Source organism: Actinophytocola sp. (genome assembly GCF_050699935.1).
GTDB lineage: Bacteria > Actinomycetota > Actinomycetes > Mycobacteriales > Pseudonocardiaceae > Actinophytocola.
Genome location: NZ_JBOHGB010000042.1, coordinates 1 through 24,262, shown reverse-complemented (window position 1 = coordinate 24,262; position 24,262 = coordinate 1). Strand labels below are relative to the sequence as shown.

At 72.1% G+C, this 24,262-nt stretch carries 24 protein-coding genes and 1 tRNA gene; 16 read left to right on the top strand and 9 right to left on the bottom strand.

Annotation, left to right across the window (positions count from 1 at the left end):
- The first annotated feature begins 29 nt into the window (after positions 1-29).
- From ACRDTB_RS16090 to ACRDTB_RS16080, 3 genes are all read left to right on the top strand, one after another.
- The gene (locus ACRDTB_RS16090; RefSeq protein WP_431431106.1) at positions 30-470 is read left to right on the top strand and encodes a protein-tyrosine phosphatase family protein; all 441 of its coding nucleotides are present in this window, start codon (positions 30-32) and stop codon (positions 468-470) included.
- 41 nt (positions 471-511) lie between these two features.
- Positions 512-1,018 (top strand): mycothiol transferase, encoded by a 507-nt coding sequence (locus ACRDTB_RS16085; RefSeq protein ID WP_431431105.1) that lies wholly within the window; start codon positions 512-514, stop codon positions 1,016-1,018.
- 171 nt (positions 1,019-1,189) lie between these two features.
- On the top strand, positions 1,190-2,311 hold the full coding sequence (locus ACRDTB_RS16080; RefSeq protein ID WP_431431104.1) for a ScyD/ScyE family protein: 1,122 nt from the start codon (positions 1,190-1,192) through the stop codon (positions 2,309-2,311).
- 78 nt (positions 2,312-2,389) lie between these two features.
- Here the strand turns inward: ACRDTB_RS16080 and ACRDTB_RS16075 are convergent, their stop codons facing one another.
- Positions 2,390-2,653, bottom strand: coding sequence for a GlsB/YeaQ/YmgE family stress response membrane protein (locus ACRDTB_RS16075; protein WP_431431103.1), 264 nt, complete (start codon positions 2,651-2,653; stop codon positions 2,390-2,392).
- 168 nt (positions 2,654-2,821) lie between these two features.
- Between ACRDTB_RS16075 and ACRDTB_RS16070 the strand changes: the two genes are divergently transcribed.
- Both ACRDTB_RS16070 and ACRDTB_RS16065 read left to right on the top strand, forming a co-directional pair.
- Positions 2,822-3,535 carry a lytic polysaccharide monooxygenase gene (locus tag ACRDTB_RS16070; protein WP_431431102.1) on the top strand — a complete coding sequence of 238 codons (714 nt, stop codon included), beginning with the start codon at positions 2,822-2,824 and terminating at the stop codon, positions 3,533-3,535.
- Positions 3,520-4,167 (top strand): DUF305 domain-containing protein, encoded by a 648-nt coding sequence (locus ACRDTB_RS16065; RefSeq protein WP_431431100.1) that lies wholly within the window; start codon positions 3,520-3,522, stop codon positions 4,165-4,167. Before ACRDTB_RS16070 ends, ACRDTB_RS16065 begins: the two co-directional genes overlap by 16 nt.
- Positions 4,168-4,249: 82 nt before the next feature.
- Here the strand turns inward: ACRDTB_RS16065 and ACRDTB_RS16060 are convergent, their stop codons facing one another.
- Entirely contained in the window at positions 4,250-4,840 is a 591-nt protein-coding gene (locus ACRDTB_RS16060) for a TetR/AcrR family transcriptional regulator (protein ID WP_431431099.1), read from the bottom strand.
- A gap of 323 nt (positions 4,841-5,163) precedes the next feature.
- Between ACRDTB_RS16060 and ACRDTB_RS16055 the strand changes: the two genes are divergently transcribed.
- The 4 genes from ACRDTB_RS16055 (at position 5,164) to ACRDTB_RS16040 (ending at position 8,851) form a co-directional block, all read left to right on the top strand.
- Positions 5,164-5,934 carry a polysaccharide deacetylase family protein gene (locus ACRDTB_RS16055; protein WP_431431098.1) on the top strand — a complete coding sequence of 257 codons (771 nt, stop codon included), beginning with the start codon at positions 5,164-5,166 and terminating at the stop codon, positions 5,932-5,934.
- Between the two features lie 64 nt (positions 5,935-5,998).
- Entirely contained in the window at positions 5,999-7,288 is a 1,290-nt protein-coding gene (locus ACRDTB_RS16050) for a protein kinase domain-containing protein (RefSeq protein ID WP_431431097.1), read from the top strand.
- A 103-nt stretch (positions 7,289-7,391) separates the two neighbouring features.
- Entirely contained in the window at positions 7,392-8,192 is an 801-nt protein-coding gene (locus ACRDTB_RS16045) for an ATP-binding cassette domain-containing protein (RefSeq protein ID WP_431431096.1), read from the top strand.
- Positions 8,189-8,851, top strand: a complete 663-nt coding sequence (locus ACRDTB_RS16040; protein WP_431431095.1) for a hypothetical protein — start codon at positions 8,189-8,191, stop codon at positions 8,849-8,851. Before ACRDTB_RS16045 ends, ACRDTB_RS16040 begins: the two co-directional genes overlap by 4 nt.
- 202 nt (positions 8,852-9,053) lie before the next feature.
- Here ACRDTB_RS16040 and ACRDTB_RS16035 read toward each other — a convergent pair whose 3' ends face one another.
- Positions 9,054-9,719: a GOLPH3/VPS74 family protein gene (locus ACRDTB_RS16035; protein ID WP_431431094.1), complete on the bottom strand. Its 666-nt coding sequence runs from the start codon at positions 9,717-9,719 to the stop codon at positions 9,054-9,056.
- A 104-nt stretch (positions 9,720-9,823) separates the two neighbouring features.
- On the opposite strand from ACRDTB_RS16035, the gene gndA reads away from it, so the two are divergent.
- The gene (gene gndA, locus ACRDTB_RS16030; protein WP_431431093.1) at positions 9,824-11,263 is read left to right on the top strand and encodes an NADP-dependent phosphogluconate dehydrogenase; all 1,440 of its coding nucleotides are present in this window, start codon (positions 9,824-9,826) and stop codon (positions 11,261-11,263) included.
- Positions 11,264-11,396: 133 nt separating this feature from the next.
- Entirely contained in the window at positions 11,397-12,431 is a 1,035-nt protein-coding gene (locus ACRDTB_RS16025) for an MBL fold metallo-hydrolase (protein ID WP_431431092.1), read from the top strand.
- Here ACRDTB_RS16025 and selD read toward each other — a convergent pair.
- Positions 12,428-13,417, bottom strand: a complete 990-nt coding sequence (selD, locus tag ACRDTB_RS16020) for a selenide, water dikinase SelD (protein ID WP_431431091.1) — start codon at positions 13,415-13,417, stop codon at positions 12,428-12,430. The genes ACRDTB_RS16025 and selD overlap by 4 nt on opposite strands.
- Before the next feature lie 33 nt (positions 13,418-13,450).
- Here selD and ACRDTB_RS16015 point away from each other — a divergent pair.
- From ACRDTB_RS16015 to ACRDTB_RS15995, 5 genes are all read left to right on the top strand, one after another.
- Positions 13,451-13,545, top strand: a tRNA-Sec gene (locus ACRDTB_RS16015).
- A 22-nt stretch (positions 13,546-13,567) separates the two neighbouring features.
- A complete protein-coding gene (selB, locus tag ACRDTB_RS16010; protein WP_431431090.1) occupies positions 13,568-15,364 on the top strand; it encodes a selenocysteine-specific translation elongation factor in 1,797 nt (598 codons plus the stop codon).
- Positions 15,365-15,631: 267 nt separating this feature from the next.
- Entirely contained in the window at positions 15,632-16,825 is a 1,194-nt protein-coding gene (locus ACRDTB_RS16005; RefSeq protein WP_431431089.1) for an FAS1-like dehydratase domain-containing protein, read from the top strand.
- Between the two features lie 24 nt (positions 16,826-16,849).
- Entirely contained in the window at positions 16,850-17,386 is a 537-nt protein-coding gene (locus tag ACRDTB_RS16000) for a UGSC family (seleno)protein (protein ID WP_431431088.1), read from the top strand.
- The gene (locus tag ACRDTB_RS15995) at positions 17,386-18,438 is read left to right on the top strand and encodes a hypothetical protein (protein WP_431431087.1); all 1,053 of its coding nucleotides are present in this window, start codon (positions 17,386-17,388) and stop codon (positions 18,436-18,438) included. Before ACRDTB_RS16000 ends, ACRDTB_RS15995 begins: the two co-directional genes overlap by 1 nt.
- 55 nt (positions 18,439-18,493) lie before the next feature.
- Here ACRDTB_RS15995 and ACRDTB_RS15990 read toward each other — a convergent pair whose 3' ends face one another.
- The 5 genes from ACRDTB_RS15990 to ACRDTB_RS15970 form a co-directional block, all read right to left on the bottom strand.
- The gene (locus ACRDTB_RS15990) at positions 18,494-19,534 is read right to left on the bottom strand and encodes an ABC transporter ATP-binding protein (protein WP_431431085.1); all 1,041 of its coding nucleotides are present in this window, start codon (positions 19,532-19,534) and stop codon (positions 18,494-18,496) included.
- Positions 19,524-20,564: an ABC transporter ATP-binding protein gene (locus tag ACRDTB_RS15985; protein ID WP_431431084.1), complete on the bottom strand. Its 1,041-nt coding sequence runs from the start codon at positions 20,562-20,564 to the stop codon at positions 19,524-19,526. The genes ACRDTB_RS15990 and ACRDTB_RS15985 overlap by 11 nt, the downstream gene beginning before the upstream one ends.
- Positions 20,564-21,391: an amidohydrolase family protein gene (locus ACRDTB_RS15980; protein ID WP_431431083.1), complete on the bottom strand. Its 828-nt coding sequence runs from the start codon at positions 21,389-21,391 to the stop codon at positions 20,564-20,566. The genes ACRDTB_RS15985 and ACRDTB_RS15980 overlap by 1 nt, the downstream gene beginning before the upstream one ends.
- Positions 21,392-21,432: 41 nt before the next feature.
- Entirely contained in the window at positions 21,433-23,175 is a 1,743-nt protein-coding gene (locus tag ACRDTB_RS15975; protein WP_431431082.1) for a UGSC family (seleno)protein, read from the bottom strand.
- A 51-nt stretch (positions 23,176-23,226) separates the two neighbouring features.
- Positions 23,227-24,262 (bottom strand): CoA transferase (locus ACRDTB_RS15970; protein ID WP_431431081.1); only part of this gene is annotated, 1,036 nt, incomplete at its 5' end.

The following is a 24,262-nucleotide window of genomic DNA, read 5'->3' as shown; positions in this document are numbered from 1 at the left end:
ACCCGCGCCGGCTCGGCCATCATGTCGGCATGCACCACGATCCGCTGCCCGGCGCGATCCGCCTGCCCGACGGGACCTGGGTCCGGGGGCGGGGCCTGCGTGACCCGGCCCCGTCCGGGCCGGAGCCCGACTTCGGCCTCTACTGCGGCACCCGCCGGCTGTGGGCGCGCCACGACGCGTCCCTCGGCTGGCCGCACCGGTGGGTCGAGTGGCCGGACTTCCGGCTGCCCCGCCGCGACGACCGCGCCGTCGGCCACATTCGCGCCCTGTACGAGCGGGCGCGCGCGGGCGAACGAGTCGAGGTCGCGTGCGGCGGCGGGGTCGGCCGGACCGGCACGGTCGTCGCGTGCCTCGCGATCCTCGCCGGCGTTCCCCGCGGTGAGGCGGTCGGCTGGGTTCGGGTGAACTACCACGAGCGCGCGGTCGAGACGCCGTGGCAGGCGGCGTGGGTCGGCCGCTTCCCGGGTTGAGCCGTCCGCTTCTGTCGGTGGGCGGGACTAGCGTCGTCGGCGTGACTAGTGCAGAGCTGCTCATCGATGCCTTCGACCGGATCCGGGACGAGGTCTACCAGGCCGTCACGGGGCTTTCGGCCGACGAGCTCGCCTACCGGCCGGACCGGGAGGCCAACTCCATCGCATGGCTGGTGTGGCACCTGACCCGCGTCCAGGACGACCACGTCGGCGGGGTCGCCGGCACGGACCAGGTCTGGACCTCCGCCGGCTGGGCCAAGCGCTTCGGCCTGCCGTTCGGGCCGGGCGCGACCGGGTACGGCGACCGGCCGGGCGACGTGGCCGCGGTACGGGTCGAGGGCGACCTCCTCGTCGGGTACCACGACGCCACGTACGAGCGGACGGTCGCCTACGTCGGCAACCTGACCGACGACGACCTGCCGCGGATCGTGGACCGCAACTGGGATCCGCCGGTCACGCTGGGCGTGCGGTTGGTCAGCGTCGTCTCCGACGACCTCCAGCACGCCGGGCAGGCGGCATACGTGCGTGGCCTGCTCGAGCGACGCTGAGTCTCCGTGCGCTGACTACCCGCCGTAATGGGGAAATTCGCCGAATGGTGTTGCATTTGGCGAATAGATGAATTGTGAACCGTCCCGTAACGACACACCGGCCGTATTCGAATCTCTGAGCAGCTCCTCCGTGGAGCCCGCTCAACACAGGGGTCCTATTCGGAGAAAGGTATGCCTATGCGTGCCACCAGGTCTCGGCTCGCCGCGGCGCTCGTCGCGGCAGGCACGGTGTGCTCCATTCTGGTCACTCCGGGAATCGCCTCGGCGCATTCCGGAATGACGACTGTCGCGCGTGGATTGGACAGCCCGCGCGGTCTCGCATTCGGACCGGACGGATCACTCTACGTGGCCGAGGCCGGAAGCGGCGGCACGGCGCCGTGCTTCGACGGGCCGGAGGGCGGCCGCGTCTGCTTCGGCACCAGCGGCGCGATCAGCAAGATCAGCCACGGCCGGGCGTGGCGGGTCGTCAGGGGCCTGCCGTCGATCGGCGACGAGGGCACCGGGACGAACGCGATCGGCCCGTCGGACGTGGCGTTCCGCGGCCACAACCTGTACTTCACCGTCGGGCTCGGTGCCGATCCCGCGCTGCGGGCCGGCCTGCCCCCGGTCGGTCAGCGGGCCAGCGGCTGGCTGCTGCGCGACAAGAGGCACGGCGTCCGCCAGGTCGCCGACGTCGCCGGCTTCGAGGCGACCGCCAACCCGGACGGCGGACTGCCGGACAGCAACCCGCAGTCGGTCCTGACCACGCACCGCGGCCAGCTCGTGGCCGACGCGGGCGGCAACTCGCTCGTGCGCGTGTCGCAGTCGGGCCGGATGTCGACCGTGGCCACGTTCCCCGACCAGCTCGTCGACGCGCCGCCGTTCCTCGGCCTGCCGCCGGGAACGAAGATCCCGATGCAGGCCGTGCCGACGTCTGTGGTGCGCGGCCCGGACGGGGGGTACTACGTCGGAACGCTGACCGGCTTCCCGTTCCAGGTGGGTTCGGCGCGCGTGTACCGCGTCGTGCCGGGCAGGGCGCCGACGGTGTACGCGGGCGGCTTCACCAACGTCATCGACATCGCGTTCGGACCGGACCGCAGGCTGTACGTGCTCGAGATCGCGCACCACGGCCTGCTCTCCGGTGACCCGACCGGCGCACTGCTCGAGGCGGGGCGCCACGGTTCGCACCGGATCGTGGCGAGCACGGGGCTCAACACCCCGGGGGGCCTCGCGATCCGCGGCCGGTCGGCGTACGTGTCCAACTGCGGCACCTGCCCGGACAACGGCTCGGTCGTGCGCATCCCGCTGCGCTGACGCAAAGACCACCGAGGGGAGGAGAGGCGCCCGGCCACCGTTTTTCCGGTGGCCGGGCGCAGTCCTGTGTGGAGGTCCTCAGTGGACGGCGCGGTGCCGGCGGCCGGCGATGCCCTCGGCGACACCGATCAGGAGCACCGAGGCGATCACGGCGACGATGAAGCCGAGCACGTTGAGCTCCATGATGTCGCCCGTGCCGAGCAGGTTCGCGATCGTGCCGCCGATGACCGAGCCGACGAGCCCGAGTAACAGCGTCGCGATGATCCCGAGCCGCTGCTTGCCGGGTTTGATGAGCCGCGCGAGCGCGCCGATGACCAGTCCGGCCACGATGAAGCCGATCATGGGATGAAGCCTCCTCTGCTTGTCGCGTCCCCCAGGGGTACCCGATGCAATCACGCCCACTCCTCATCACCGCGCGCGACTCCTTGACTACGGCACAAATATGGTCTAGACCATAGATGTGGTCTGGACCACATCTCCGGAGTACGTCCCTGCGAACCAGGAGATGACATGAGCCTGAAACGGAGACTGGCCGTCCTCGGGGCCGCCGCCGGCCTCGCCCCACTGTTCCTCGTGGTACTGCCGGCCGGCATCGCCAGCGCACACGGCTACATCTCGTCGCCACCGAGCCGGCAGGCGCAGTGCGCGCAAGGAACGCTGCCGTGCGGCGACATCAAGTACGAGCCGCAGAGCGTCGAGGGGCCGAAGGGGTTGCGCAGCTGCAGCGGCGGCAACGCGCGGTTCGCCGAGCTCGACGACGACGCCAAAGGCTGGCACGCCACGCCGGTCGGCGGCACGGTCACGTTCACCTGGACGTTCACCGCACGGCACGCCACCTCGAACTACGAGTACTACATCGGCAACACGCGGGTCGCCGAGTTCGACGGCGGTGGTCAGCAGCCGCCACCGACGGTGTCGCACACGGTGGACCTGGGCAACCACTCCGGACGGCAGAAGCTGCTCGCGATCTGGAACATCGCGGACACGGCCAACGCGTTCTACGCGTGCGTCGACCTCCAGATCGGTGGCGGCAGCCCGTCCGACCCGCCGGCCGACGACCCGCCGGACGACCCGCCGGCCGGTGGCACGTGGGCGGCCGGCACGGCCTACCAGGCCGGCGCCACGGTCACCTGGGGCGGCACGACCTACCGCTGCCTGCAGAGCCACACCGCGCTGCCCGGCTGGGAGCCGTCGAGCACGCCGGCGTTGTGGCGGGCCGCGTAGGCCCACCCGGCCGGCTCGCGCGTGCCCCGGCGGGCCGGCCGGCGATCGGGATCGACCCGTTGCGACGTCTCGCCGCCGTACTCACGGGCCTACTGCTGCTCGCCGGGTGCGGCGGCACGCTCGGCGGGACCACCGGCACCGTCGAGACCGCGCCGCCGCTCGCCGGCACGTTCAACGACACCGACGTGATGTTCCTGCAGATGCTGATCCCGCATCACGAGCAGGGCATCGAGCTCGCCGGCATCGCGGCCGCGCGGGCGAGCGCCGGCGGCGTCCGGGACCTCGCGGCAGCGGTCGAGGCCACCCAGAACGACGAGCTCGCGGACATGAGGGAGTGGCTGCGTGCCTGGAACCAGCCGCTCGCGGCCGACCCGGACCCGCGCGCGCACGCCGGCCACGGCGGCATGCCCGCGACCGATCCGAAGGTCATCGCCGCGCTGCGCCGGATCCCGGCCGGGCCGGACTTCGACCGCATGTTCCTGAACCTGCTGACCGCTCACCAGCACGGCGCGGTCGAGCTGGCCCGCATGCAGGTGCGTGCCGGAAAGTACCAGGAGGCGACGGACCTGGCCGCACGGATCGTCGAGTCACGCACCGCGCAGATCCGGCAGATGGCGCGGCTGCGCGGGTAGCCACGCCGATAACCCTGCCGGTGCACGTCGAGCCGACCGGTGAGGGTGCCGGTCGGCTCGGCCCGCCCGCGGCCCGTGGATGTCAGTCGGCCGTGAGATCGTGGGCGCGCAACAGCAGGACGCCGACCTCGCGGGCGCGGCCCGCGGCGGCGGTGTCTCCCTCCTGCGCGGCCATGATCGAGCCCTTCATGAGGATGTGCCACTGGCGGGCGAAGGAATCCGTGTTCTCGATTCCGGCGGCCGCGGCGAGACCCTTGAGGTAGTGCCGGATGTTGGCCAGGTGTTGCACGCTCGCCTGGTAGACCGGGCCGTCCTTGGCATTGGTCTCGATCATCGTCGTGAGGAACGAACATCCCTCGAAGTCGGGCCGGGCGAACCATTCGCCGAACACGTCGAAAATGGCGAGCAGCTGCTGCTCCGGTGTGGCTCCGCGGCGCTGGCTCTCGGCCTGCAGCCACTCGGTCCAGATCCGTTCGCGGCGTTGGAGGAAATCGATGATGAGGTCCATCTTCGACGGGAAATTGCGGTAGAGCGTCATCTTCGCGGTTCCGGCCCGCGCGATAATCGCGTCCACCCCGACGGTCGCCGTGCCCTCCCGGCTGAACAGCTCATAGGCGGCGCGTCCGACGCGCTCGCGGCCGCTGTCCCTGCTCCGCCCCTGTGCGATGGCCATTTGCGCTGGTGTCCTCCGCGGGAAGTCTGTCGCGTAAGTGGTGGAGCCAGGTTCTGCCGGCAGGGTGCCGATTCGCCCTCGTACTGGACCGTACCGGAACCGGCGTGGCCCGATTGTCGTGGAATCGTCGGACGATTTCGTTAGGGGTGCCCGACCTCCCGCGCCTTCCAGCCCGTCGGGGTTTCCAGTATCCGCCGGAATTCCGGGTCGAAGGTCGCCGGAAACGCGGGGGGTGCTCCTCCGGCGTGTCGGGCGGCGGTGCCGGAGCTTCGGGTTACCGTGTGCCGCACCGAGGAATGCGGTACGTGTTTCCGGAGGCCACCGTGCGTAGTCAGGTGCTGCAGCCCCCGTACATCTACCGGTGGGCCGTCCTGATCAGCGTCACGGTGATCGTGGTCGTGCTTGTCCTGCAAGCGTTCCGGTCCGATCCGGACGTCGCCGACAAGGCCCATGCCGAGCCGCGCCCCGCACCGGAGAAGCGGCCCGATCCGGTGTCCGCCAACCTGATTCGGGAGCTGCCGACCGACGACCGCGTCGTGGCGCTGACCTTCGACGACGGGCCGCACCCCGAGCACACCCCACAGGTGCTCGACCTGCTGGCCGAGCACCACGCGGTAGCCACGTTCTGCATGGTCGGCGCACAGGCCCGGCGCCGCCCCGACCTCGTCCGCGACGTCGTCGACGCGGGCATGCGGTTGTGCAACCACACCGTCGACCACGACGAGCGGCTGTCCCGCCGTCCGGCACCCGCCATCGAGAACGCCCTCACCGACGCCGGCGAGGACCTGCGCGCGGCGGCCGGCGACCACGTTCCCGTCGGCTACTTCCGTGCGCCAGGCGGCAATTGGTCGCTTCCGTTGGAGCAAATGGCCGCGCACCAAGGTATGCGGCCGTTGGGCTGGTCGGTCGACACCCGAGACTGGAGCCGTCCCGGCGTGGCCGCGATCGTCGCCACCGTCGAGCGGGGCGTGCGGCCCGGCTCGGTGATCCTCATGCACGACGGCGGTGGTCAGCGCGATCAAACCGTGGCGGCGCTGGGACGATTGCTGCCGTGGCTCACGGATCGGGGCTATCGCTTCGACTTCCCGAGTTGAGTTGATCTTTCCGTTTTGCCCCATGGGCTTGCGCCTAGCCCTATCCTCTCACGGAGGGCTACCAATGGATCACACCGACTGGACGACCACAGGGGCTCTGGGCGACAGGTATGTGCTGCGCTCCAGGGTAGGTTCCGGACGCACCACCACCGTTTACGCAGCCGACGACATCCGGCTCGAGCGCCAGGTCGCGGTCAAGCTCTTTCACGGCGAGCCCGATGAGGACGGCCTCACCCGGTTCGCCGAGGAGGCGCGGGTCCTCGCCGGCCTGTCCCACCCCGGCCTCGTCACCGTCTACGACGTCAACATCAACACCGACCGGCCGTTCATCGTGATGCGGTACGTCGACGGCGGGCCGCTCAGCGAGCTGATCGACGACGAGGGCCTCGAACCGAACACGGTGGCAAGGCTCGGCGCACAGCTCGCCGACGTGCTGGCCTACGTCCACGTGCGCGGTGTCGTGCACGGCGACCTCGACGCGTCCAACGTGCTGGTCGACTCCGAGGGCGCGGGTCACCTCACGGGTTTCGGCGTCGATCGCGGGCTCGGCAGGCCATCCGGCGACGTCCACGCGCTCGGCATGACGCTCGCCGAGTGCCTGCCGTTCGACCTCGGGCCCGAGTGGCGTGCGGTGCTCTCCGCCATGACCGACCAGGATCCCGACGCGCGGCCGGATGCCGCCCGCTGCGGTGAGATGCTCCGCAACATCGAGGCCGGCGAGACGACCGTCTTCCCGCTGCCCGACGTCGTACCCGATGCGGACGTCGAACCCGATGCGGACGAGCCGCACCCCACGCCAACCACGCGGTTGTCCCCACCCCTGGCCGCGCGGGCCGCCCGAGCCGCGCGGGCGGCGTCGGCGAACAAGCCGGCGAACAAGCGGCTGCGTCCCGCCCACGCGGGTCTGGCGGGCATGGCCCTCGGCATCACGGCGCTCGCGGTCGTGGTGGTCATCGCGACCACCGGCACGCCGAGCGCGCCGATCAGCGAGCAACAGCAGCAGCGGCAGCCGGCCGAGCAACAGGCCGAGGATGGCCGGGACGCGCCGCCCGCGCAGACCTACCCGCCGCCCGTGGCCGAGTTCCCGGACGAAACCAGCCCGGAGGCCGAGCCCAGCCCCAGCGAGTCGAGCCGGCCCTCGTCCTCCGCGCCGACCACGACCACCACGCCGCCGGACGACGACGATGACGATGACGATGGCGACGACGATGGCGACGACGGCGACGACGATGGTGACGACGACGGCGACGATGACGACGGCCCGGGTAACGGGAACGGCAATGGAAACGGGAACGGCAACGGGAACGGGAACGGCAGGGGCTTGATCGGCGCGATCGTCGACGTACTCGGATAGCCCGCCACTTACCGACCAACGGCCGACGTGATCACCGCCTGCAATGGCGTTAGATGGAACGATGCGGCTTCGGGGAGTTGGCAAGCGATACGGAACCGGCCGGATGGTGCTCGACAAGGTCGACCTGGACCTCGCCCCGGGTGAGGTCGTCGCGGTCACCGGCGGCAACGGCTCGGGCAAGTCGACACTGCTGCGCCTGCTGGCGGGCGTCACGCGGCCGACGAGTGGGACGGTCGCCGGCCGGCCCCGCGAGGTCGGCTACGTGCCGGAGTACTTTCCCGACGACGACGGCCTCTCCGCGCTCGCCTACCTGACCCACATGGGCCGGCTGCGCGGGCTGACCACCAAGGACGCCACCGATCGCGCCACCCGCCTCCTCGACCGGCTGGCGCTCTCCGGTGGCCGGGACACCCCGCTGCGCCGGCTGTCCAACGGCAACCTCCAGAAGGTCGGGATCGCGCAGGCGGTGGTCACCCGGCCGCGGCTGTTCGTGCTCGACGAGGCGTGGGCGGGCCTGGACGTGGCGGCGCACGACACGCTCGGCGAGTTCGTCGAGGAGGTCGCGGGCGCGGACGGCACGGTCGTGTACACCGACCACCGCCGGACGGTCGGCGCCACCCGCGTCGTGCAGGTGGTCGACGGCCGGCTCGTGGAGCTGGAAGCCGAGCCGGTGCTCGTGGCGCAGCTCGTGCTCAGCCCGCCGTCGGAGACCGACCTCGACAAGCCGGTCACGCTGCCGAAGTCGTTGTCCGGCGCGATGTCCATGGCCCACGACGGAGAGAAGGTCTTCGTCCAGGTCAAGCGCGCGGAGGCGGACCAGCTGCTGCTGGAGGTGCTCAAGGACGGCTGGTCGGTGGTACGGGTCGACGAGCCCGTCGCGGTCGCGCCCGGAGGTGTGTCGTGATCGCGCTGGTGCGCTACACCGTCGCCGTCATGCTGCACTCACAGCGCTACCTGCCGCCGGCGCTGCTGTTCGTCATCTGCATCGGCACCTTCGCCCACGACGTGGGTGTCGAGCCGGTGCTGCCGGTCTTCGCGCCGATGACGGCGGTCGCGTTCGTCTGCGCGGCCTGGCTCGCGGTCGCGCTGGTGGCGGCCGAGGAACCGGTGCAGCGCTCGATCACTGCCGTCAATGCCGGACGGTCGTGGCCGCAGCTGGTGGCCGTCGCGCTGGTCGTGCTGGCGACGTCCGCGGTACTGATCGTTCTGTTGCTGGCGCTGCCGGTCATCCTCGGCAACCGGGGCGTGGGGGCGCTCGACCTCGTGGTGGGCGCGGTGGCCCTGGTGACCGGTGCCTGCTTCGGCGTCGCGGTGGGCCTGCCGACGTCGCGGCTGGTGATCCGCCGCCCCGCGTACGCGCTGCTGGCGATGCTGGTGCTGCTGATGGTGTTTCTGCTCGTGCGCGGGCTGCCGCCGGTCAACACGCTGGTCATGCTGCTCTCCGAGGAGGGCACCGAGCCGGCGAAGATGCTGCTGCCCGAGCTCGCCTACCTCGCGATCGCCGTGGCCGTCCTCGCCGGCAGCGTCGCGGGTACGCACGCCATCGCCTCCCGCCGCGACTAGTCCGCCTCCCCGGAATCGGTCCGCCTCCCCGGAATCGGTCCGCCTCCCCGGAATTAAAAGTGTTGGTTGCCTTCCCGCGGAAGGTGCGGTTGTTCACGTACTTGTGGTTGGGTGCCGTCACGGTCCCCTGAGGTTGCGTTGGTCGGCGCGAGACCTCGCACGATGATCCACTGTGATGCCCCTGCCGGCCGGGTCGGGCTGGTCAGTTGCCGGAGCCGTCGCCCGCGGCCGCGACGGTGACCGAGGAGATGGTCGCGACGTAGACCGCCTCCACCGCCTTGCGGACCGCGGCGGCCGCCCACTGCCCCTCGGCGATCTCCTTGGCCCGGCGGCGTGCCGCTCGCTTGTCGGGCAGGTCGAACACCGTGGTCAGCCCTTTCAGCGCGGACAGCAGTGCGATGAGCGCGGCCGTGCGCTCGTCGGGCGTCGCGCCGTCCAGTGCCGACCCGATCCGCTCGCGGACCGCCGACTCGTGCCCGGTCTCCCGCGCGGGCAGCCGTCTGGTGGGGAACAGGCCCAGCACCTTGTGCCACTCGCGGCGCAGCACGCCCGCCTCGACCAGCCCGTCGGCGAGCCGCTCGCGCAGGCCCTTCGCGAGCGCGTTGAGGACGTACTCGGGCTTGCGGCCCTCCCGGTCCCGGAGCACATCGAGACCGGTGGCCAGCACCGGATGCGCGGGTGCCGGCCCGGTCCGGAGCACCAGCCGGCCCGCGCGCCCGGACTCGCCCTTCTCGGTGACCCGGACCCGCTCGAGCAGGGCGAGCTCGAGCATGACCGCGCCCGCGAGGCCCTTGTCGAGCTCGGACAGCCGGACCCGGCCGGTCTCGTCGTCCAGTGCCAGCAGCAGCAACTCCTCGGCGAGCAGCATGGCTCCACACTATCCGCCGAGGCGCCGGGCGCACGCGTGCCGACATCGGGGACACTAGGTCGCGGCCAGGAAAGCCAGGCAATCAGACAGCCGAGAGGACCCACATGCCAACTCCGGCACAGATCGGCGTCACCGGTCTCGCGGTGATGGGCCGCAACCTCGCCCGCAACCTCGCCCGCAACGGGTACGCGGTGGCGCTGCACAACCGCACCGCGGCGCGGACCAAGGCGCTGGTCGCCGAGCACGGCGACGAGGGCACGTTCGTGGCGACCGAGTCGCTGGAGGAGTTCGTCGCGGCGCTCGAACGCCCGCGGCGCGTGGTGATCATGGTGAAGGCCGGCGCGCCGACCGACGCGGTCATCGACGAGCTGGTGCCGTTGCTCTCCGACGGCGACATCGTGATCGACTGCGGCAACGCGCACTTCGCCGACACCCGCCGCCGGGAGGCGGACCTGCGCGGGCGCGGCCTGCACTTCGTCGGCGCGGGCGTGTCCGGCGGCGAGGAGGGCGCGCTGCTCGGGCCGAGCATCATGCCGGGCGGCTCGGCGGAGTCCTACGCGTCGCTGGGCCCGATGTTCGAGAAGATCGCCGCGCAGGTCGACGGCACGCCGTGCTGCACGCACGTCGGCCCCGACGGCGCGGGGCACTTCGTCAAGATGGTGCACAACGGCATCGAGTACGCCGACATGCAGCTGATCGCCGAGGCCTACGACCTGCTGCGCGACGGCCTCGGTGCCTCGCCCGCGGAGCTGGCCGCGATCTTCGCCGAGTGGAACTCCGGCGACCTGGAGTCGTTCCTGATCGAGATCACCGCCGAGGTGCTCGGCCACACGGACGCGGCCACCGGCAAGGGTTTCGTCGACGTCGTGCTCGACGAGGCCGAGCAGAAGGGCACCGGCCGGTGGACCGTGCAGACCGCGCTGGACCTGGGCGTGCCGGTGACCGGCATCGCCGAGGCGACCTTCGCCCGCGCGCTGTCCGCCCACCCGTCGCAACGGGAGGTGGCCCGCGCGGTGCTGCCCGGCCCGGCGCGGGGCGCGGCACCGACCTCCGGCCGGGACGGGTTCGTCGACGACGTCCGCAAGGCGCTGTACGCCTCGAAGGTGGTCGCCTACGCGCAGGGCTACGACCAGATGGCGGCCGCGAGCAAGGAGTACGGCTGGGACATCGACCTGGGCGCGATGGCCACGATCTGGCGCGGTGGCTGCATCATCCGCGCCCGGTTCCTGGACCGGATCCGCGAGTCGTACGAGGCCAACCCCGGGCTGGAGTCGCTACTGGTGGCGCCGTACTTCGCGGACGCGGTGGCGCAGGGCCAGGACGCGTGGCGCCGGGTCGTCGCGCATGCGGCCCAGGCGGGCATCCCCACGCCGGCCTTCTCGTCCTCGCTGGCGTACTACGACGCGCTGCGTGCCGACCGCCTGCCGGCCGCGCTGATCCAGGGGCTGCGCGACTACTTCGGCGCGCACACCTACCGCCGCGTCGACCGCGACGGCAGCTTCCACACCCGCTGGGGCGGCGACCGCGCGGAGGCGGACGCCTGACCGCCGCACCCGCCCTGCCCGAAGGCCACGTTCGAGACGCCCCGGCGTCCTGAATGTGGCCTTCAGCGCCTTTAGCCGGTCCGGACCGACGAGTTCATATACGATATATGAACGCATGTGGAGGAGGCGTCGTATGGAGTCAGTGCCCGGTCCGGCCGAGGTCGCCGGCGGTGTCTGGAGTGTCCCCCTGCCGTTCCCGAACCCGCTGGGCTTCGCCTTCGGTTACGTGGTTCCGGTGCCGGACGGCGTGGTCGTGGTCGACGCCGGCTGGGACTCCGACGAGTGCTGGGACGCCTTCCGCGCCGGGCTCGCCGCGGCGGGCGCCGGCCTCGACGACCTGGTCGGCGTGGTCATCACCCACGTGCATCCCGACCACTACGGCCTGGCGGAACGGATCCGGGCGTCGTCGGCGGCGTGGCTCGCGGTGCATCCGGCCGAACGGCCCCGGATCGCGGCCGGCGAGCACGACCGGGTGCGCGCGATCGACGACATGGCCGAGTGGTTGCGGCAGGCCGGCGCGCCGGCGTCGGAGTTCGCCGAGCTGCGCGCCGACGAGGCGGACATGCGGGCCGGGATCTCGATGGTGGTGCCCGAGCACGACCTGCGCGACGGCGACGTCGTGCCGGGGACCGCCGGTGCGCTCGTCGCGGTGCACACCCCCGGCCACACGCCGGGGCACCTCTGCTTTCACGACCGCCAGCGGCGGCTGCTGTTCACCGGCGACCACATCCTGCCACGGGTGACCCCGAACATCTCCAAGCGACCACAGTCCGATGTGGACCCGCTGCACGACTTCATGCTGTCGGTCACCAAGATCCGCGGCTTCGGGAGCGTGTCCGTGCTGCCCGGGCACGAGTGGGTGTTCGGCGGCCTGCGCGAGCGGCTGGACACCCTGACCACCCATCACGAGCAGCGGCTCACCGAGATCGAGGCGGCCGTCGCCGCGGGGGCGGGCACGGTCTGGGAGGTCACGTGCGCGGTGACGTGGTCGCGCCCGTTCGAGCAGCTGCGGGGCAGGGCCCGGCGTGCGGCCATCGGCGAGACGTTCGCCCACCTGTACCGGCTGGCGGTCGAGGGCCGGATCCGCTGGGTGCCCGACCGGCCGGACCGCTGGCTGCCCGCCTCGGGGGAGCAACCGGTCGCCAACCTGTCCCAGCCCGCGAGCTAGCGGATCCGCACGGTCACGCCATCCACGGCCGGGACGAACTCGCCGATCACCGGGGCGCCCGGCACCTCGCCCGCGACCAGCAGGCCGCCCGAGGTCTGGGCGTCCGCGAGCAGCTGCAGCGTCAGCTCGTCCGCGTCGCCCGGGTCGAGATGGGGACGGACCCAGTCGAGGTTGCGCTTCGTGCCGCCGGAGACGAACCCGGCTCGCGCGGACGACTCCGCGCCGTCCAGGTACGGCACCGCCGCCGCGGACACCACCGCGGTCACTTCGCTCGCCCGCGCCATCTTGTGCAGGTGGCCGAGCAGCCCGAAGCCGGTCACGTCGGTCGCCGCGCGGGCGCCCGCGGCCAGCGCCGCCACGGCGGCCTCCCGGTTCAGCGCGGCCATCGACTCGACCGCGTGCGCGAACACCTCACCGGTCTGCTTGTGCCGGTTGTTCAGCACGCCGACGCCCAGCGGCTTGGTGAGGCTGATCGGCGCTCCGGCGGTCGCGGAGTCGTTGCGCAGCAAGCGATCCGGGTGTGCGATGCCGGTGACCGCGAGCCCGTACTTCGGCTCCGGGTCGTCGATCGAGTGGCCGCCGGCGAGGTGGCAGCCGGCCTGCCCGGCGACCGCGAGGCCGCCGCGGAGCACCTCGCTCGCGAGCTCGGCCGGCAGCACGTCGCGCGGCCAGCCGAGCAGATTCACCGCGAGCAGGGGCCGGCCGCCCATCGCGTAGATGTCCGACAGGGCGTTGGCCGCCGCGATCCGGCCCCAGTCGTAGGCGTCGTCGACGACGGGGGTGAAGAAGTCCGTTGTGGACAGTACGGCGGTGTCCCCGTCCAGCCGCACGACCGCCGCGTCGTCGCCGTGGTCGAGCCCCACCAGCAGCTCCACTTCGGACGGGCCCGTGCCGAGCAGGCCGCGGACCATGTCCTCCAGCTCGCCGGGCGGGATCTTGCACGCGCAGCCGCCGCCGTGGGCGTACTGAGTGAGCCGGACCGCCATGCCTCGAACCTTACGCCGCTATAGTCTCTATTCGGAGGCGTACGTGTCCTGGTGGGCGCCGCGGTCTTCAAAACCGACGTGATCCGGTATCCGGGTCAGGCAGGTTCGATTCCTGTCCGCCTCCGCCATCCTGCCCCGAGGGACGCCGCCATGCACGTTTTCGCCACCGCCGGCCACGTCGACCACGGCAAGTCGACGCTCGTGCGCGCGCTGACCGGGATCGAGCCCGACCGGCTGACCGAGGAGCGCCGCCGCGGCATGACCCTCGACCTGGGGTTCGCGTGGACCACGCTGCCTGGCGGCGAGACCGTGGCGTTCGTCGACGTGCCGGGTCACGAGCGGTTCGTCGCCACGATGCTCGCCGGCGTCGGCCCGGTGCCCGGCGTGGTGGTCGTCGTCGCCGCGGACGAGGGCTGGAGCGCGCAGACCAGCGAGCACGTCGAGGTGCTCGACTCGCTCGGCGTGCGGCACGCCCTGCTCGTCGTCACCCGCACCGACCTCGCCGACCCCGCGCCCGTGCTCTCCCACGCGGGCGAGCGGCTGGCCCGCACCTCGCTCGCCGGGGCCGAGGCGGTCGCGGTCAGCGCGGTCACCGGCGCCGGGCTCGACGAGCTGCGCGCGGCGCTGGCCCGGCTGGCGGCCGGCCTGCCGGAGCCGGTCGTCGACGGGCGGCTGCGGCTGTTCGTGGACCGGGCGTTCACCGTGCGGGGGAGCGGCACGGTCGTCACCGGGACGCTGCGCGCGGGCACGATCCGGACCAACGACCGGCTGGTGCTCGCCCCGGCCGGCACCGAGGTCCGGGTGCGCGGCCTGGAGTCGATGGGCACGCGGCACGACGAGGTCTCGGCGGTCGCCCGGGTCGCGGTGAACCTGCGCGGCCTGCCGGTCGAGGACGTCCACCGCGGCCACGTGCTGGTCACGCCGGAGCGCTGGGTGCTCACCGACACCGTGGACGTGCGGCTCCTCTCGCTCGATCCGGCCGACCTGCCCGGGGACCTGATGCTGCACATCGGCTCGGCGGCCGTGCCGTGCCGGGTGCGGCCGTTCGGCGGTGGACTCGGCACCGACTCCGCCCGGCTGTCGCTGGCGAGCCCGCTGCCGCTGGAGCCCGGGGACCGTGCCGTGCTGCGCGAGCCGTCGAGCCGGCTGGCCACGGGACTCGTGGTGCTCGACGTCGACCCGCCGGTGCTGACCCGGCGCGGGGCCGCGCTGAACCGGGCGATCGAGCTCGAGGGCGCCACCGGCTTGCCGGACGTGCTCGCCGAGGTGGCCCGGCGGGGGAGCGTGACCCGCGCGCGGCTCGCCGCGCTGGGCGTGCTGCCCGCCACCGACCCCGCGCCGGCCGAGCTGGTCGTGGTCGGCGACCACCTCGTCGACCCGTCGACCTGGCAGCGCTGGGGCAAGGAGCTCGCGGCCGCCGTCGACGAGCACCGGGTCGCGGCGCCGCTGGAGCCGGGCCTGCCGGCGAAGGCGGCCGCGCAGGTCATCGGTGCGGCCGACCTGCGGCTGGTCGAGGCGCTGGTCCGCGACTCGGCCGGCGCGCTGGTGTCGAGCGGTGGCCGGATCACCAGGCCGGGGGCCGCACCCGGCTTCAGCAACGCGGCCCGGCGCGCGCTGGACGAGGTCCGCCGCCGCCTGGCGGCGAACCCGCTGGACGCACCGAGCGTGCCGGAGCTGACCGAGGCCGGCCTGACCCGAGAGATCCTCGCCGCCGCGGCCGCCGCCGGCATGGTGCTGCGCCTGCGCGGCGAGGTGATCCTGGACCCGTCCGCCCCGCGGGCCGCGGCGGCGGCGCTGGCCGACCTGGCGCAGCCGTTCACGCTGTCCGACGCCCGCCAGGCTCTCGGCACCACGCGGCGGGTGGCGGTGCCGCTGTTCGAGCACCTGGACTCCCTCGGCCTGACCGTCCGAGTGGACGCGAACCTCCGCCGCGTCGCCCCCCGCTGAGCCACCCGCTCGCGCCGCACCGCTGGCCCGCGATGCCAGGAAGGCGTCCTTCACGGCGCCCAGCGACAGGAAGGCGTCCTTCCAGGCATCCGCCTGCCCGACGGCCGGGTCGAGCCACCGAGGGATCCCGTCCGGGGGCGTGGGGACGTTTGTCACATCCCGGACTCTGTTCACATGGCTAAAGAAGCGATAATATATCGTCTACCATAGCCGCGAGGGTCCTGCGGCGAGTCACGGCAACACGGGCGCACGCGAACGGGAGGTCAGATGAGCGACGACGCGAATCCGGAGTACGGCAAGATCACCGATGAGGCGGTGGCGAGGCTCACGTCCAGGATGGGCAAGCGGTTTCCGATCCAGCAGCCGTACGTGCGCTACGTCAACCAGGACAGCATCGCCCACGTGGCCCGCAGCATCGGGGACGACAACCCGCTCTACATCGACCCGAAGTACGCCACCACGACGCGGTACGGCCGCCTCGTCGCGCCGCCCGCGATCTACTACGCCGCGGCCTGGGGGAGCTGGGATCTCCGCCGTGGGCAAGGACTTCCCGGTGTGCACGGCCTGCACTCCGGTGACGAGTGGCGCTACTTCCGGCCGCTGTACGAGGGCGACGAGCTGCATGCCACCAAGGAGCTCGTCCGCGCCGAGCCCATGGAGGGGCGGCTGGCCGGCAAGAAGATGTACATCCAGGCCGACGAGATCCGCTTCTACAACCAGTCCGACGAGCTCGTCGCGATCCAGGTCATGCCGGTCATCCGGGCCGAGCGCGAGGAGTCCAAGAAGCGCGGCAAGTACACGAACATCAAGAGATCCACCTACACCGACGAGGAGATCGCGCAGATCGACGCCGAGCTCGAGGCCGAGCTGCCGCGCGGCGCGACCCCGCGGTACTGGGAGGAGACCGAGGTCGGCGAACAGACCGCTCCGGTGGTCAAGGGCCCGCTGACGCTGCCGGACATGGTCACCTGGCTGCAGGCGATCGGCTCGCCGCACGTGCGCAGCGGCAAGTACTGGCAGCAGTACCGCAAGTCCTCGCCCAAGGTGGCGGTGAAGGACCCGGAGACCGGCATCCCGCAGGCGGTCGAACGGGTGCACTGGGACAACTTCATGGCCGCCGAGATCGGCATGCCGGCCGCGTACGACTACGGCTCTCAGCGCGGTGGCTACGCCACGTACTTCGCCACCAACTGGGTCGGCGACGACGGCTGGGTGGCCGAGCTGGACTTCCAGTACCGTGGGATGTTCTTCAACGGCGACGTGTTCCGCATCAACGGGAAGGTCGTCGACAAGTGGCGCGGCGCCAAGACCGGCATCGGCTACGTGAAGGTCGAGTTCCACACGATCAACAACCGCGGCGACGACATCATGCCGGGCACCGGGATCATGGCGCTGCCGTCGCGGGAGAGCGGTCCCATCGAGTTCCCGGTGGACGTCCGCGAGGACGGCAGGGCCGACTAGCAGAGCCGCGTAGGGGAGAGGCCCATGACGCTGCACGTGTTCCGGCCGGTGCCGTTCGACGACCAGCAGCTGCTCCAGCTCGCGCCCCGGCTGGACACGTTGCGCGGCAAGCGGATCGGCTTCATCGGCAACCTCAAGCCGAACTGCGACGTCCTGCTGCACACGACCGAGGACCTGCTCGGCGAGCGGCAGGCCGTGGCCGGCACCGTCTACCGGGAGAAGGCGAGCTGCAGCAGCGGCGCGCCGGTCGCGATGCTCGACGAGATCGGCGGCACCTGTGACGCGGCGGTCGTCGCGCTCGGCGATTGAGGCTCCTGCACGTCGTGGAGTGTCCATGACGCCGTGGAGCTGGAGAAGCGCAACCTGCCGACCGTGACGATCGTGGGCGAGACGTTCCGGCCGATCGCCGAGTACGAGAGCGAGGGGCTCGGCCTGGCCGGCCTGCCGCTCGCGATCGTCGAGTACCCGATGGGCGGCGTGCCGACCGAGGAGGCGGTGGCGCGGGCACACCGCGCGTTCGACCAGATCCTGGCCGGCCTGACCGTCGTGGGGAGGCCCTGATGTCGTTGGCGGACAAGGAGATCACCGGCGATCTGCTCGCCTACGACGACGTGGAAGCGATGGGCGAGGAGTTCTACGCGCAGATGTGGACCGACGGCCTGCCGGTCGTCGCGCCGACCGAGGACCGCGTCGAGCGGATGCTCGGCGGGCGCGACGGCGGCGAGCCGCTCGGCACGATGCCGCCCCGCTGGCGGCGGACCTTCGTGCACCATGTGGCGGTGAACGCGGTGCTCGCGGGGTGCCGGGCGGAGTACTTCCCCGTCGTACTGGCCGGAGTCCGGGCCATCCTGGATCCCGGCCTGAACCTGTACGGCGTGCAGGGCACGACGAACCCGGCCGGCGTCATGCTCGTGGTCAACGGGCCGGCGCGGCTGGAGCTCGACGTCAACAGCGGGCACAACCTCTTCGGCCAGGGCCGGCGGGCCAACGCCACGATCGGCCGCGCCATCCGGCTGTGCATGATCAACATTGGCGGCGGGCTGCCCGTGCTCGGCGACATGTCGACCCTGGGCAACCCGAACAAGTACGGGTCGTGCATCGCGGAGAACGAGGAGCGCAGCCCGTGGGAGCCGTTCCATGTGGAGCGTGGGTTCGCGGCCGAGGAGTCGGTGGTCACCGCGGCGGGGGTGACCGCGCCGCAGAACATCGCGATCCTGTCCCAGGACCCGATCGCCATCCTCGACGGCATCGCGGGCGCGCTGATGTCGAGCGGCAGCAACCTGCTGCTGTTCACCGCGCAGCCGCTGGTGGTGATCGGCCCGGTACACGCGACGCACCTGGCCCGCAACGGTTATGACAAGCCGTCGATCCGCGAGTACCTGTGGGAGCAGGGCACGATCGAGATCACCGGCACCACCGGCACGGACGGCAAGGCCATGCGTGAGTGGAAGGCACGCTGTCTGCACACCGAGGGCGACCGGGAGCTCCTGCGCCCGGCCGTGACCCCGGACGACATCGGGATCGTCGTGGCGGGCGGGCAGAGCGGCCCGCACAGCGCGGTGCTGCAGCCGTTCAACATCACGCGGCTGGTGAGCGTCAGCGTCGCGGTCTAGTGCCAGGAAGGGAGCCTTCCGGACGTCCAGTGCCCGGAAGGCGTCCTTCCTGGCACTACACGGCCGCCGCGGGCGCCTCCGCGAACAGGCACCGGGACGGGTGACCGAACCCGCCCCGGTCCACCAGCTCCGGCACCTCCTCGGCACACTCGTCGTCGGCCTTCCAGCAGCGGGTGCGGAACGCGCAGCCCGAGGGCAGGTCGGTCGGGCTGGGCAGGTCGCCCTCCAGCAGGATCCGCCGCACGCTGTCGCGTTGGGACGGATCGGGGATCGGCACCGCGGACAGCAGCGCCTGGGTGTAGGGGTGGGTCGGCCGCGTGTAGATGGCCTCCTCGTCGCCCAGCTCCACGATCCGGCCGAGGTACATCACCGCCACGCGGTCGGAGATGTGTCGTACCACGGACAGGTCGTGCGCGATGAACACATAGGACAGACCGAGGTCGGCCTGGATGTCGGCCAGCAGGTTGATCACCTGCGCCTGCACCGACACGTCCAGTGCCGAGACCGGCTCGTCGCAGATGAGCACCTCGGGATCCAGTGACAGGGCGCGCGCGATGCCGATCCGCTGACGCTGCCCGCCGGAGAACTGGTGCGGGTAGCGGTCCATGAAGGAGGGATCGAGGCCGACCCGCTCCAGCAGCTCGCCCGCCCGCAGGCGGTGCTGGGCCCGCGGCACGATCCCGCGGTGGATCGCCCACGCCTCGGTCACCAGGTCGCCCACGGTCATGCGCGGGTTCAGCGACGCGTACGGATCCTGGAAGATGATCTGGATCTTGCGCCGCACCTCGCGCAGCTCGCGCCGGCTCATCGTGAACACGTCCCGGCCGCGGTAGAACACCCGCCCCGACGTGGGCTCGTCCAGGCGCAGCAGCGTCCTGCCCAAAGTGGACTTCCCGCAGCCGGACTCGCCCACCAGCCCGAGCGTCTCCCCGGCGCGCAGGGAGAAGCTCACCCCGTTGACCGCCCGGACCTGGCGGGTGGTCCGCCGCACCCCGGTGCCCTCGCGCACCGGATACCACTTCACGACGTCCTCGACCCGCAGCACCGGCTCGGCCGTCTCCTCGGGGGCCGCCCCAGTGACTTCTTCACTGCTCACCGCTGACCACCTTCTCGGCGAAGTGACAGGCCGACCGCCGCCCGGCGGCCACCTCGACCGGGTCCGGGCGTTCCTCCGAGCACACTGGCGCGGCGAGCGGGCAGCGCGGGTGGAACTCGCAGCCGGCGGGAATGGCCGACAGGTTCGGTGGCGCGCCGTCGATCGCCTCCAGCCGCCCGCCCTTCTGGTCCGCCCGCGGGATCGAGCGCATCAGCGCGCGCGTGTACGGGTGGGCCGGGCTCTTGTAGAGCTCGCCGATCGGGGCGTACTCGATCCCGCGCCCGGCGTACATCACGACCGCCCGATCGGCGACCTCCGCAACCACGCCCAGGTCGTGCGTGATCAGCACCAGGCCCATGCCGAGGTCGTGGCGCAGCTCCGCCAGCAGCGCCATGATCTGCGCCTGCACGGTCACGTCGAGCGCGGTCGTCGGCTCGTCGGCGATCAGCAGGTCCGGCTCCAGCGCGATCGCCATCGCGATCATCACCCGCTGCCGCATGCCGCCGGAGAACTGGTGCGGGTAGTCGCCGACCCGGTTGTGCGCGTTGGGGATGCGCACCCGGTCGAGCAGCTCGATCGCCTTCCTGGTGGCGTCCGCGTGTGACATGCCGCGGTGCACCCGGAACATCTCCGCGATCTGGAACCCTACGGTGAACACCGGGTTCAGCGCGGTCAGCGCGTCCTGGAAGACGATCGCGATCCGCTCGCCGCGGATGCGCCGCATCTCCTTGGCCGGCAGGCGGGTCAGGTCCACCTCGTCGAAGAGCACCTCGCCGCCGGTCACGTAGCCGGGTGGCGACTCGATGATGCCCAGCACGGCACGTGCCGCCACCGACTTCCCGGACCCCGACTCGCCGAGGATCGCCAACGTCTCGCCCCGGTTGACCGAATAGGACAGTCCGTTCACGGCGTTCGTCAGGCCGTAGGAGGTGCGGTACTCGACCCACAGGTCGCGCACCTCCAGCAGCGGTGGCCCGGGAGCCGGGTCCGTGGTACTCCGCACGGCGGCGGCGCGTGTCGGCGAGCTCATCACTGCCAGCCGAGCCACTCGCGCACGCCGCGACCCATGATCCATTCCAGGTCGCCGGGGGCGAGGAAGCCGAGCTCGTCGACGAACAACCGGCGGTACTCGTCGTAGGTGGAGTCCAGCCGGGTGACGTCGCTGCCCCAGAACACCCGCCGCGGCCCGAACGCGTCCACCACGCGGCGGATCCGGTCGTGCAGCGACGGGAACGGGTAGGCGTCGGTGACGTTGCTCGCGAGGCAAGACGACTTCACCGCGATGTTGTCGTGCCGCGCGAGCTTGACCAGGTCGTCGAGCACCGGGTCGATGCCCTCGTCGCGCAGGTCCGTGCGCAGCGCGAGATGGTCCATGACCAGCCGCAGGTCCGGGTGCGCCGTCGCGATCTTGTCGATCGCGTCGAGCTTGTCCGGGGCGAACACCATGATCGGCAGGCCGGCGGCCGCCGCCTCGGGCCAGACCCAGTCCGCCGTGCCGTCGGCGAGCCAGTGCACGGATGGGCCGCGGCTGAACGACAGCCGCAGGCCGAGCATGCCGGGCTGGTCCCGCCAGGTGGCGAGCGTCCCGCGGCTCGCCGGGTCGGTGAGCGTGACGCGGCCCATCACCCGGAACCTGTCCGGGTACGCGCGCGCGGCGGCGAGGCAGATGTCGTTGCGGTCGCCCTCGAACGACGGCGGGACGAGCACCACCTGGTCCACGCCCGCACCGGCCATCTCGGCGAGCAGCTGGTCCACCGTGTACTGGTCACCATGGGAGAAGGTATGGCCGTCGGGAGGCCACGGGCGGTCCGGTGTGTCCGGGCCCCAGATGTGCGCCTGGGCGTCGGTTGTGATCACTTCTGCCACGCTCCTTTTCTCGGTCATCCGGTCCCGGTGCGTCACGTTCGTGGTGGCGGCTCGACGCGGCGGCTGACCGGCACGCCCTGCCCGTGGTTGCCGACGTACGCGCGGGACTGGTTGCGCCCCGGGTTGCCGGCCACCACGACGTCGATCCACTCCGGACGCATGAACCCGCGGACGGGCCGGCCCGTCGCCTCGGCGTCGGTGTACTCGGCGGGTGCCTTGCCGCGCGCCACGAGGTCCGGCCACTCGAACTTCTTGCCGCTCACCCCGCGCCCGTAGCGCGCCACCCACGCGCCGTCCACCCACACGTTGTCGTAGAGGTAGCGGCGCACGTCGTCCTTGGTGAGCCCCTCCGCCGCGATGATCGCCGCGATCGCCGGGCCGAGCACGACGAACGGGAACTGCTTCTCGTAGATGAAGTTGTGGTAACACCACGGGCCGAGCACGTCGGTCATCAGCCGGGCGATCGTGGCGAGGTGGTCGGTCGCGTGGTCACCGGCGCTGTAGATCGGCGCGCTGGTCGCGTAGACGCTGCGCACGGTCACCACCGTGTCGGCCTCGGCGAACCCACGGTCCACCCGGTAGGGCGCCCAGCCGATGTCGCGCATCGCGGCCTCGTGCTCGGCGAGCGCGACGTTGAACGTGCTGCCGATCGCGCCCTGGTCGGTCTCGTCGGGGAAGGGCCGCAGACCGGCCACGTTGCGCAGGAAGAGTCTCACAAACCGGCCGACCGACGTGTTGGCGCGCGGACCGACGCGCAGCGCGCCGGTGCCCGAGTTGAAGTCCAGCTCCCGCGCCAGCGGCCCGCTGACGATCACCATGGGCTCCCAGCCGGGCGTGCTGCCGGCGTCCTCCACCCGGAACACCGGGTCGGCGACGGCTTCCACGGCGGCCACGAGGATCGGCATGTACTCCGGGCGGCAGCCGGCCAGCACGCCGTTGACCGCGACCGAGTGCACGGTCGCCTCGCGGCTCGCCGGCAGCAGCACGCCGAGCACCTCGTCCGGGTCGCGGCCGGTGCACCGGAGGAACTCCGCGACGCGGTCGGGCGTCGGCGGCACGATCGGCAGCCCGTCGGTCCAGTGCCGCTCGGTGAACCCGTCGAGGATCTCGTCGTAGCTTCCGCGCAGGATCACCTCGTCGCGGGCCGGCTCCTCCTCCCGCTCCGCCGTGCCCGCGGCCCGCTGGGTCGCCAGCCCCTCGAACAGCGCCGGCACGACCTTGGCGTCCACTTTGGACTCGAAGGTGGCCGCCGAGTCGGTGAGCATGACGCCCGGGTACACGGCGAGCGGGATGTCCGCCACGCCGAGCGCACCGGCGATCATGCCGGCCATGACCTCGAACTCCGCGGAGACGATCGCGACCGTCGGGACGCCCGCCCGCTCGATCGCCACGCAGGCCCGCAACACGGCGGGCGTGCAGGAGCCTCAAGCGCCGACACCGACGACCGCCACGTCGATGCCGTGCTCGCGCAGCCGCTCCGGCAGCCGGGTGACCGCGTCGTGCTCCTCGGCGGTCGTGCCGTGGACGTTGCCGAACTCCGGGTGCGGCACGAAGGACATGCCGGCGAACCGCTCGTTCGCGGCCTGCTCGAAGCGGGCGAAGATGAGGTCGCCCTTGAAGACGTGGTCCCACACGAACGCCACCCGCTTGCCGGTGAGGTCGGTGGGTCGTGGCGCGAGCGCCCCGGGCGGCGGGCCGCCGCGGCGCCCGAGCGGCCAGAGCACCTCGTAGTGGGGCTCGGTCCGGGGTTCGGTCTGGGGTTCGTTCGGTGTCATCGGCCGACCTCGCAGACGTTCGCGCTACAAAATATATTCTAGCGACGGATGTTACGTGGCGATCTCCGCCGACGCCAGGGTGGCGGCCTCGGCCCGACCCTCGGTCCATCCCTCGGTCCATCCCTCGGTCCGTCCCTCGTCACGCCACTCGCCCAGCAGCCGGTCCACCGGGGTCGAGCCGAACAGCGGCGCCGCGCGCCGCACGCCGACCGGCATGCGGCGGAAGCGCCACGGGCTGGTGAACGCGAGCCGCTCGCCGAACTCCGGCGACCACCCGCGGACGAGGATCGACCGGTAGAGGTCGCCGAGCGGTCCCGGCGCGGTGCCGGCGAGGTGCGCGAGCGTGACCTCCTCCGGGTCGGCCAGCTCGACGCGCTCCGGGTCGCCGCCCCGGTACCGGCTCGCGCAGGTGTTGACCAGCGCGCGCAGCTGCGAGAGCAGCAGGTGGCTGCCGCCGCGGTCGGCGGCCAGTGCGGCGACCACGGCGAAGCTCGCCCAGGCGCCGGCGTTCGGGTCGGCGACGCCCCAGTTCAGCAGGCCGAGCGGGGCGCCGGCGGGGTCGGTCACGGTGGCCTCGATGCCGGCCAGGGCGGTGAGGATGGGCGCGTAGCTGCGCGCGACGTGCCGGCCGTCGACGGTGCGCCCGCCCATGGACAGCAGCAGGAGTGCGGGGTTCGCCGCGAACAGCCGATCCGGTGCGAGGTCCAGCCGCTCGAGCACACCGGTCGCGAAGCTCTCGACGACCACGTCCGCGGTCGCCACCAGCTCCAGGAAGCGCGCGTGGTCGGCCGGGTCCTTGAGCTCGAGGCGGACGCCGCGCTTGTTGCGGTTGGCCGCGTTGAACAGCCACGCCCGCTCGTGGCCGGGCAGCGTCGCGCGGTCCGAGGGGAGGCCGGCGGGGAACTCCAGCCCGCGCCGCCGGCCGAGGTCGAGCCGGTCCAGGCTCTCCACCTTGACCACGTCGGCGCCGAGGTCGGCGAGCCACGCGCTCGCCACGGGTGCGGCCCAGACCCAGCCCAGGTCGAGCACCCGTAGACCCGCGAGCGGCCCGCCGCCCCCGGTGTGCCGGCCGCGCCACGGGCAGGGG

What these genes read in the sequence shown, in the direction of transcription:
- ACRDTB_RS15985 (WP_431431084.1), bottom strand. Translation starts at nt 20,564, where the DNA reads ATGAGCTCGCCGACACGCGCCGCCGCCGTGCGGAGTACCACGGACCCG.
- ACRDTB_RS16090 (WP_431431106.1), top strand. Translation starts at nt 30, where the DNA reads ATGCACCACGATCCGCTGCCCGGCGCGATCCGCCTGCCCGACGGGACC.
- ACRDTB_RS16070 (WP_431431102.1), top strand. Translation starts at nt 2,822, where the DNA reads ATGAGCCTGAAACGGAGACTGGCCGTCCTCGGGGCCGCCGCCGGCCTC.
- gndA (WP_431431093.1), top strand. Translation starts at nt 9,824, where the DNA reads ATGCCAACTCCGGCACAGATCGGCGTCACCGGTCTCGCGGTGATGGGC.
- selB (WP_431431090.1), top strand. Translation starts at nt 13,568, where the DNA reads ATGCACGTTTTCGCCACCGCCGGCCACGTCGACCACGGCAAGTCGACG.
- ACRDTB_RS16025 (WP_431431092.1), top strand. Translation starts at nt 11,397, where the DNA reads ATGGAGTCAGTGCCCGGTCCGGCCGAGGTCGCCGGCGGTGTCTGGAGT.
- ACRDTB_RS16060 (WP_431431099.1), bottom strand. Translation starts at nt 4,840, where the DNA reads ATGGCCATCGCACAGGGGCGGAGCAGGGACAGCGGCCGCGAGCGCGTC.
- ACRDTB_RS16050 (WP_431431097.1), top strand. Translation starts at nt 5,999, where the DNA reads ATGGATCACACCGACTGGACGACCACAGGGGCTCTGGGCGACAGGTAT.
- ACRDTB_RS16035 (WP_431431094.1), bottom strand. Translation starts at nt 9,719, where the DNA reads ATGCTGCTCGCCGAGGAGTTGCTGCTGCTGGCACTGGACGACGAGACC.
- ACRDTB_RS16080 (WP_431431104.1), top strand. Translation starts at nt 1,190, where the DNA reads ATGCCTATGCGTGCCACCAGGTCTCGGCTCGCCGCGGCGCTCGTCGCG.
- ACRDTB_RS15995 (WP_431431087.1), top strand. Translation starts at nt 17,386, where the DNA reads ATGTCGTTGGCGGACAAGGAGATCACCGGCGATCTGCTCGCCTACGAC.
- ACRDTB_RS16045 (WP_431431096.1), top strand. Translation starts at nt 7,392, where the DNA reads ATGGTGCTCGACAAGGTCGACCTGGACCTCGCCCCGGGTGAGGTCGTC.
- ACRDTB_RS16005 (WP_431431089.1), top strand. Translation starts at nt 15,632, where the DNA reads ATGAGCGACGACGCGAATCCGGAGTACGGCAAGATCACCGATGAGGCG.
- selD (WP_431431091.1), bottom strand. Translation starts at nt 13,417, where the DNA reads ATGGCGGTCCGGCTCACTCAGTACGCCCACGGCGGCGGCTGCGCGTGC.
- ACRDTB_RS16075 (WP_431431103.1), bottom strand. Translation starts at nt 2,653, where the DNA reads ATGATCGGCTTCATCGTGGCCGGACTGGTCATCGGCGCGCTCGCGCGG.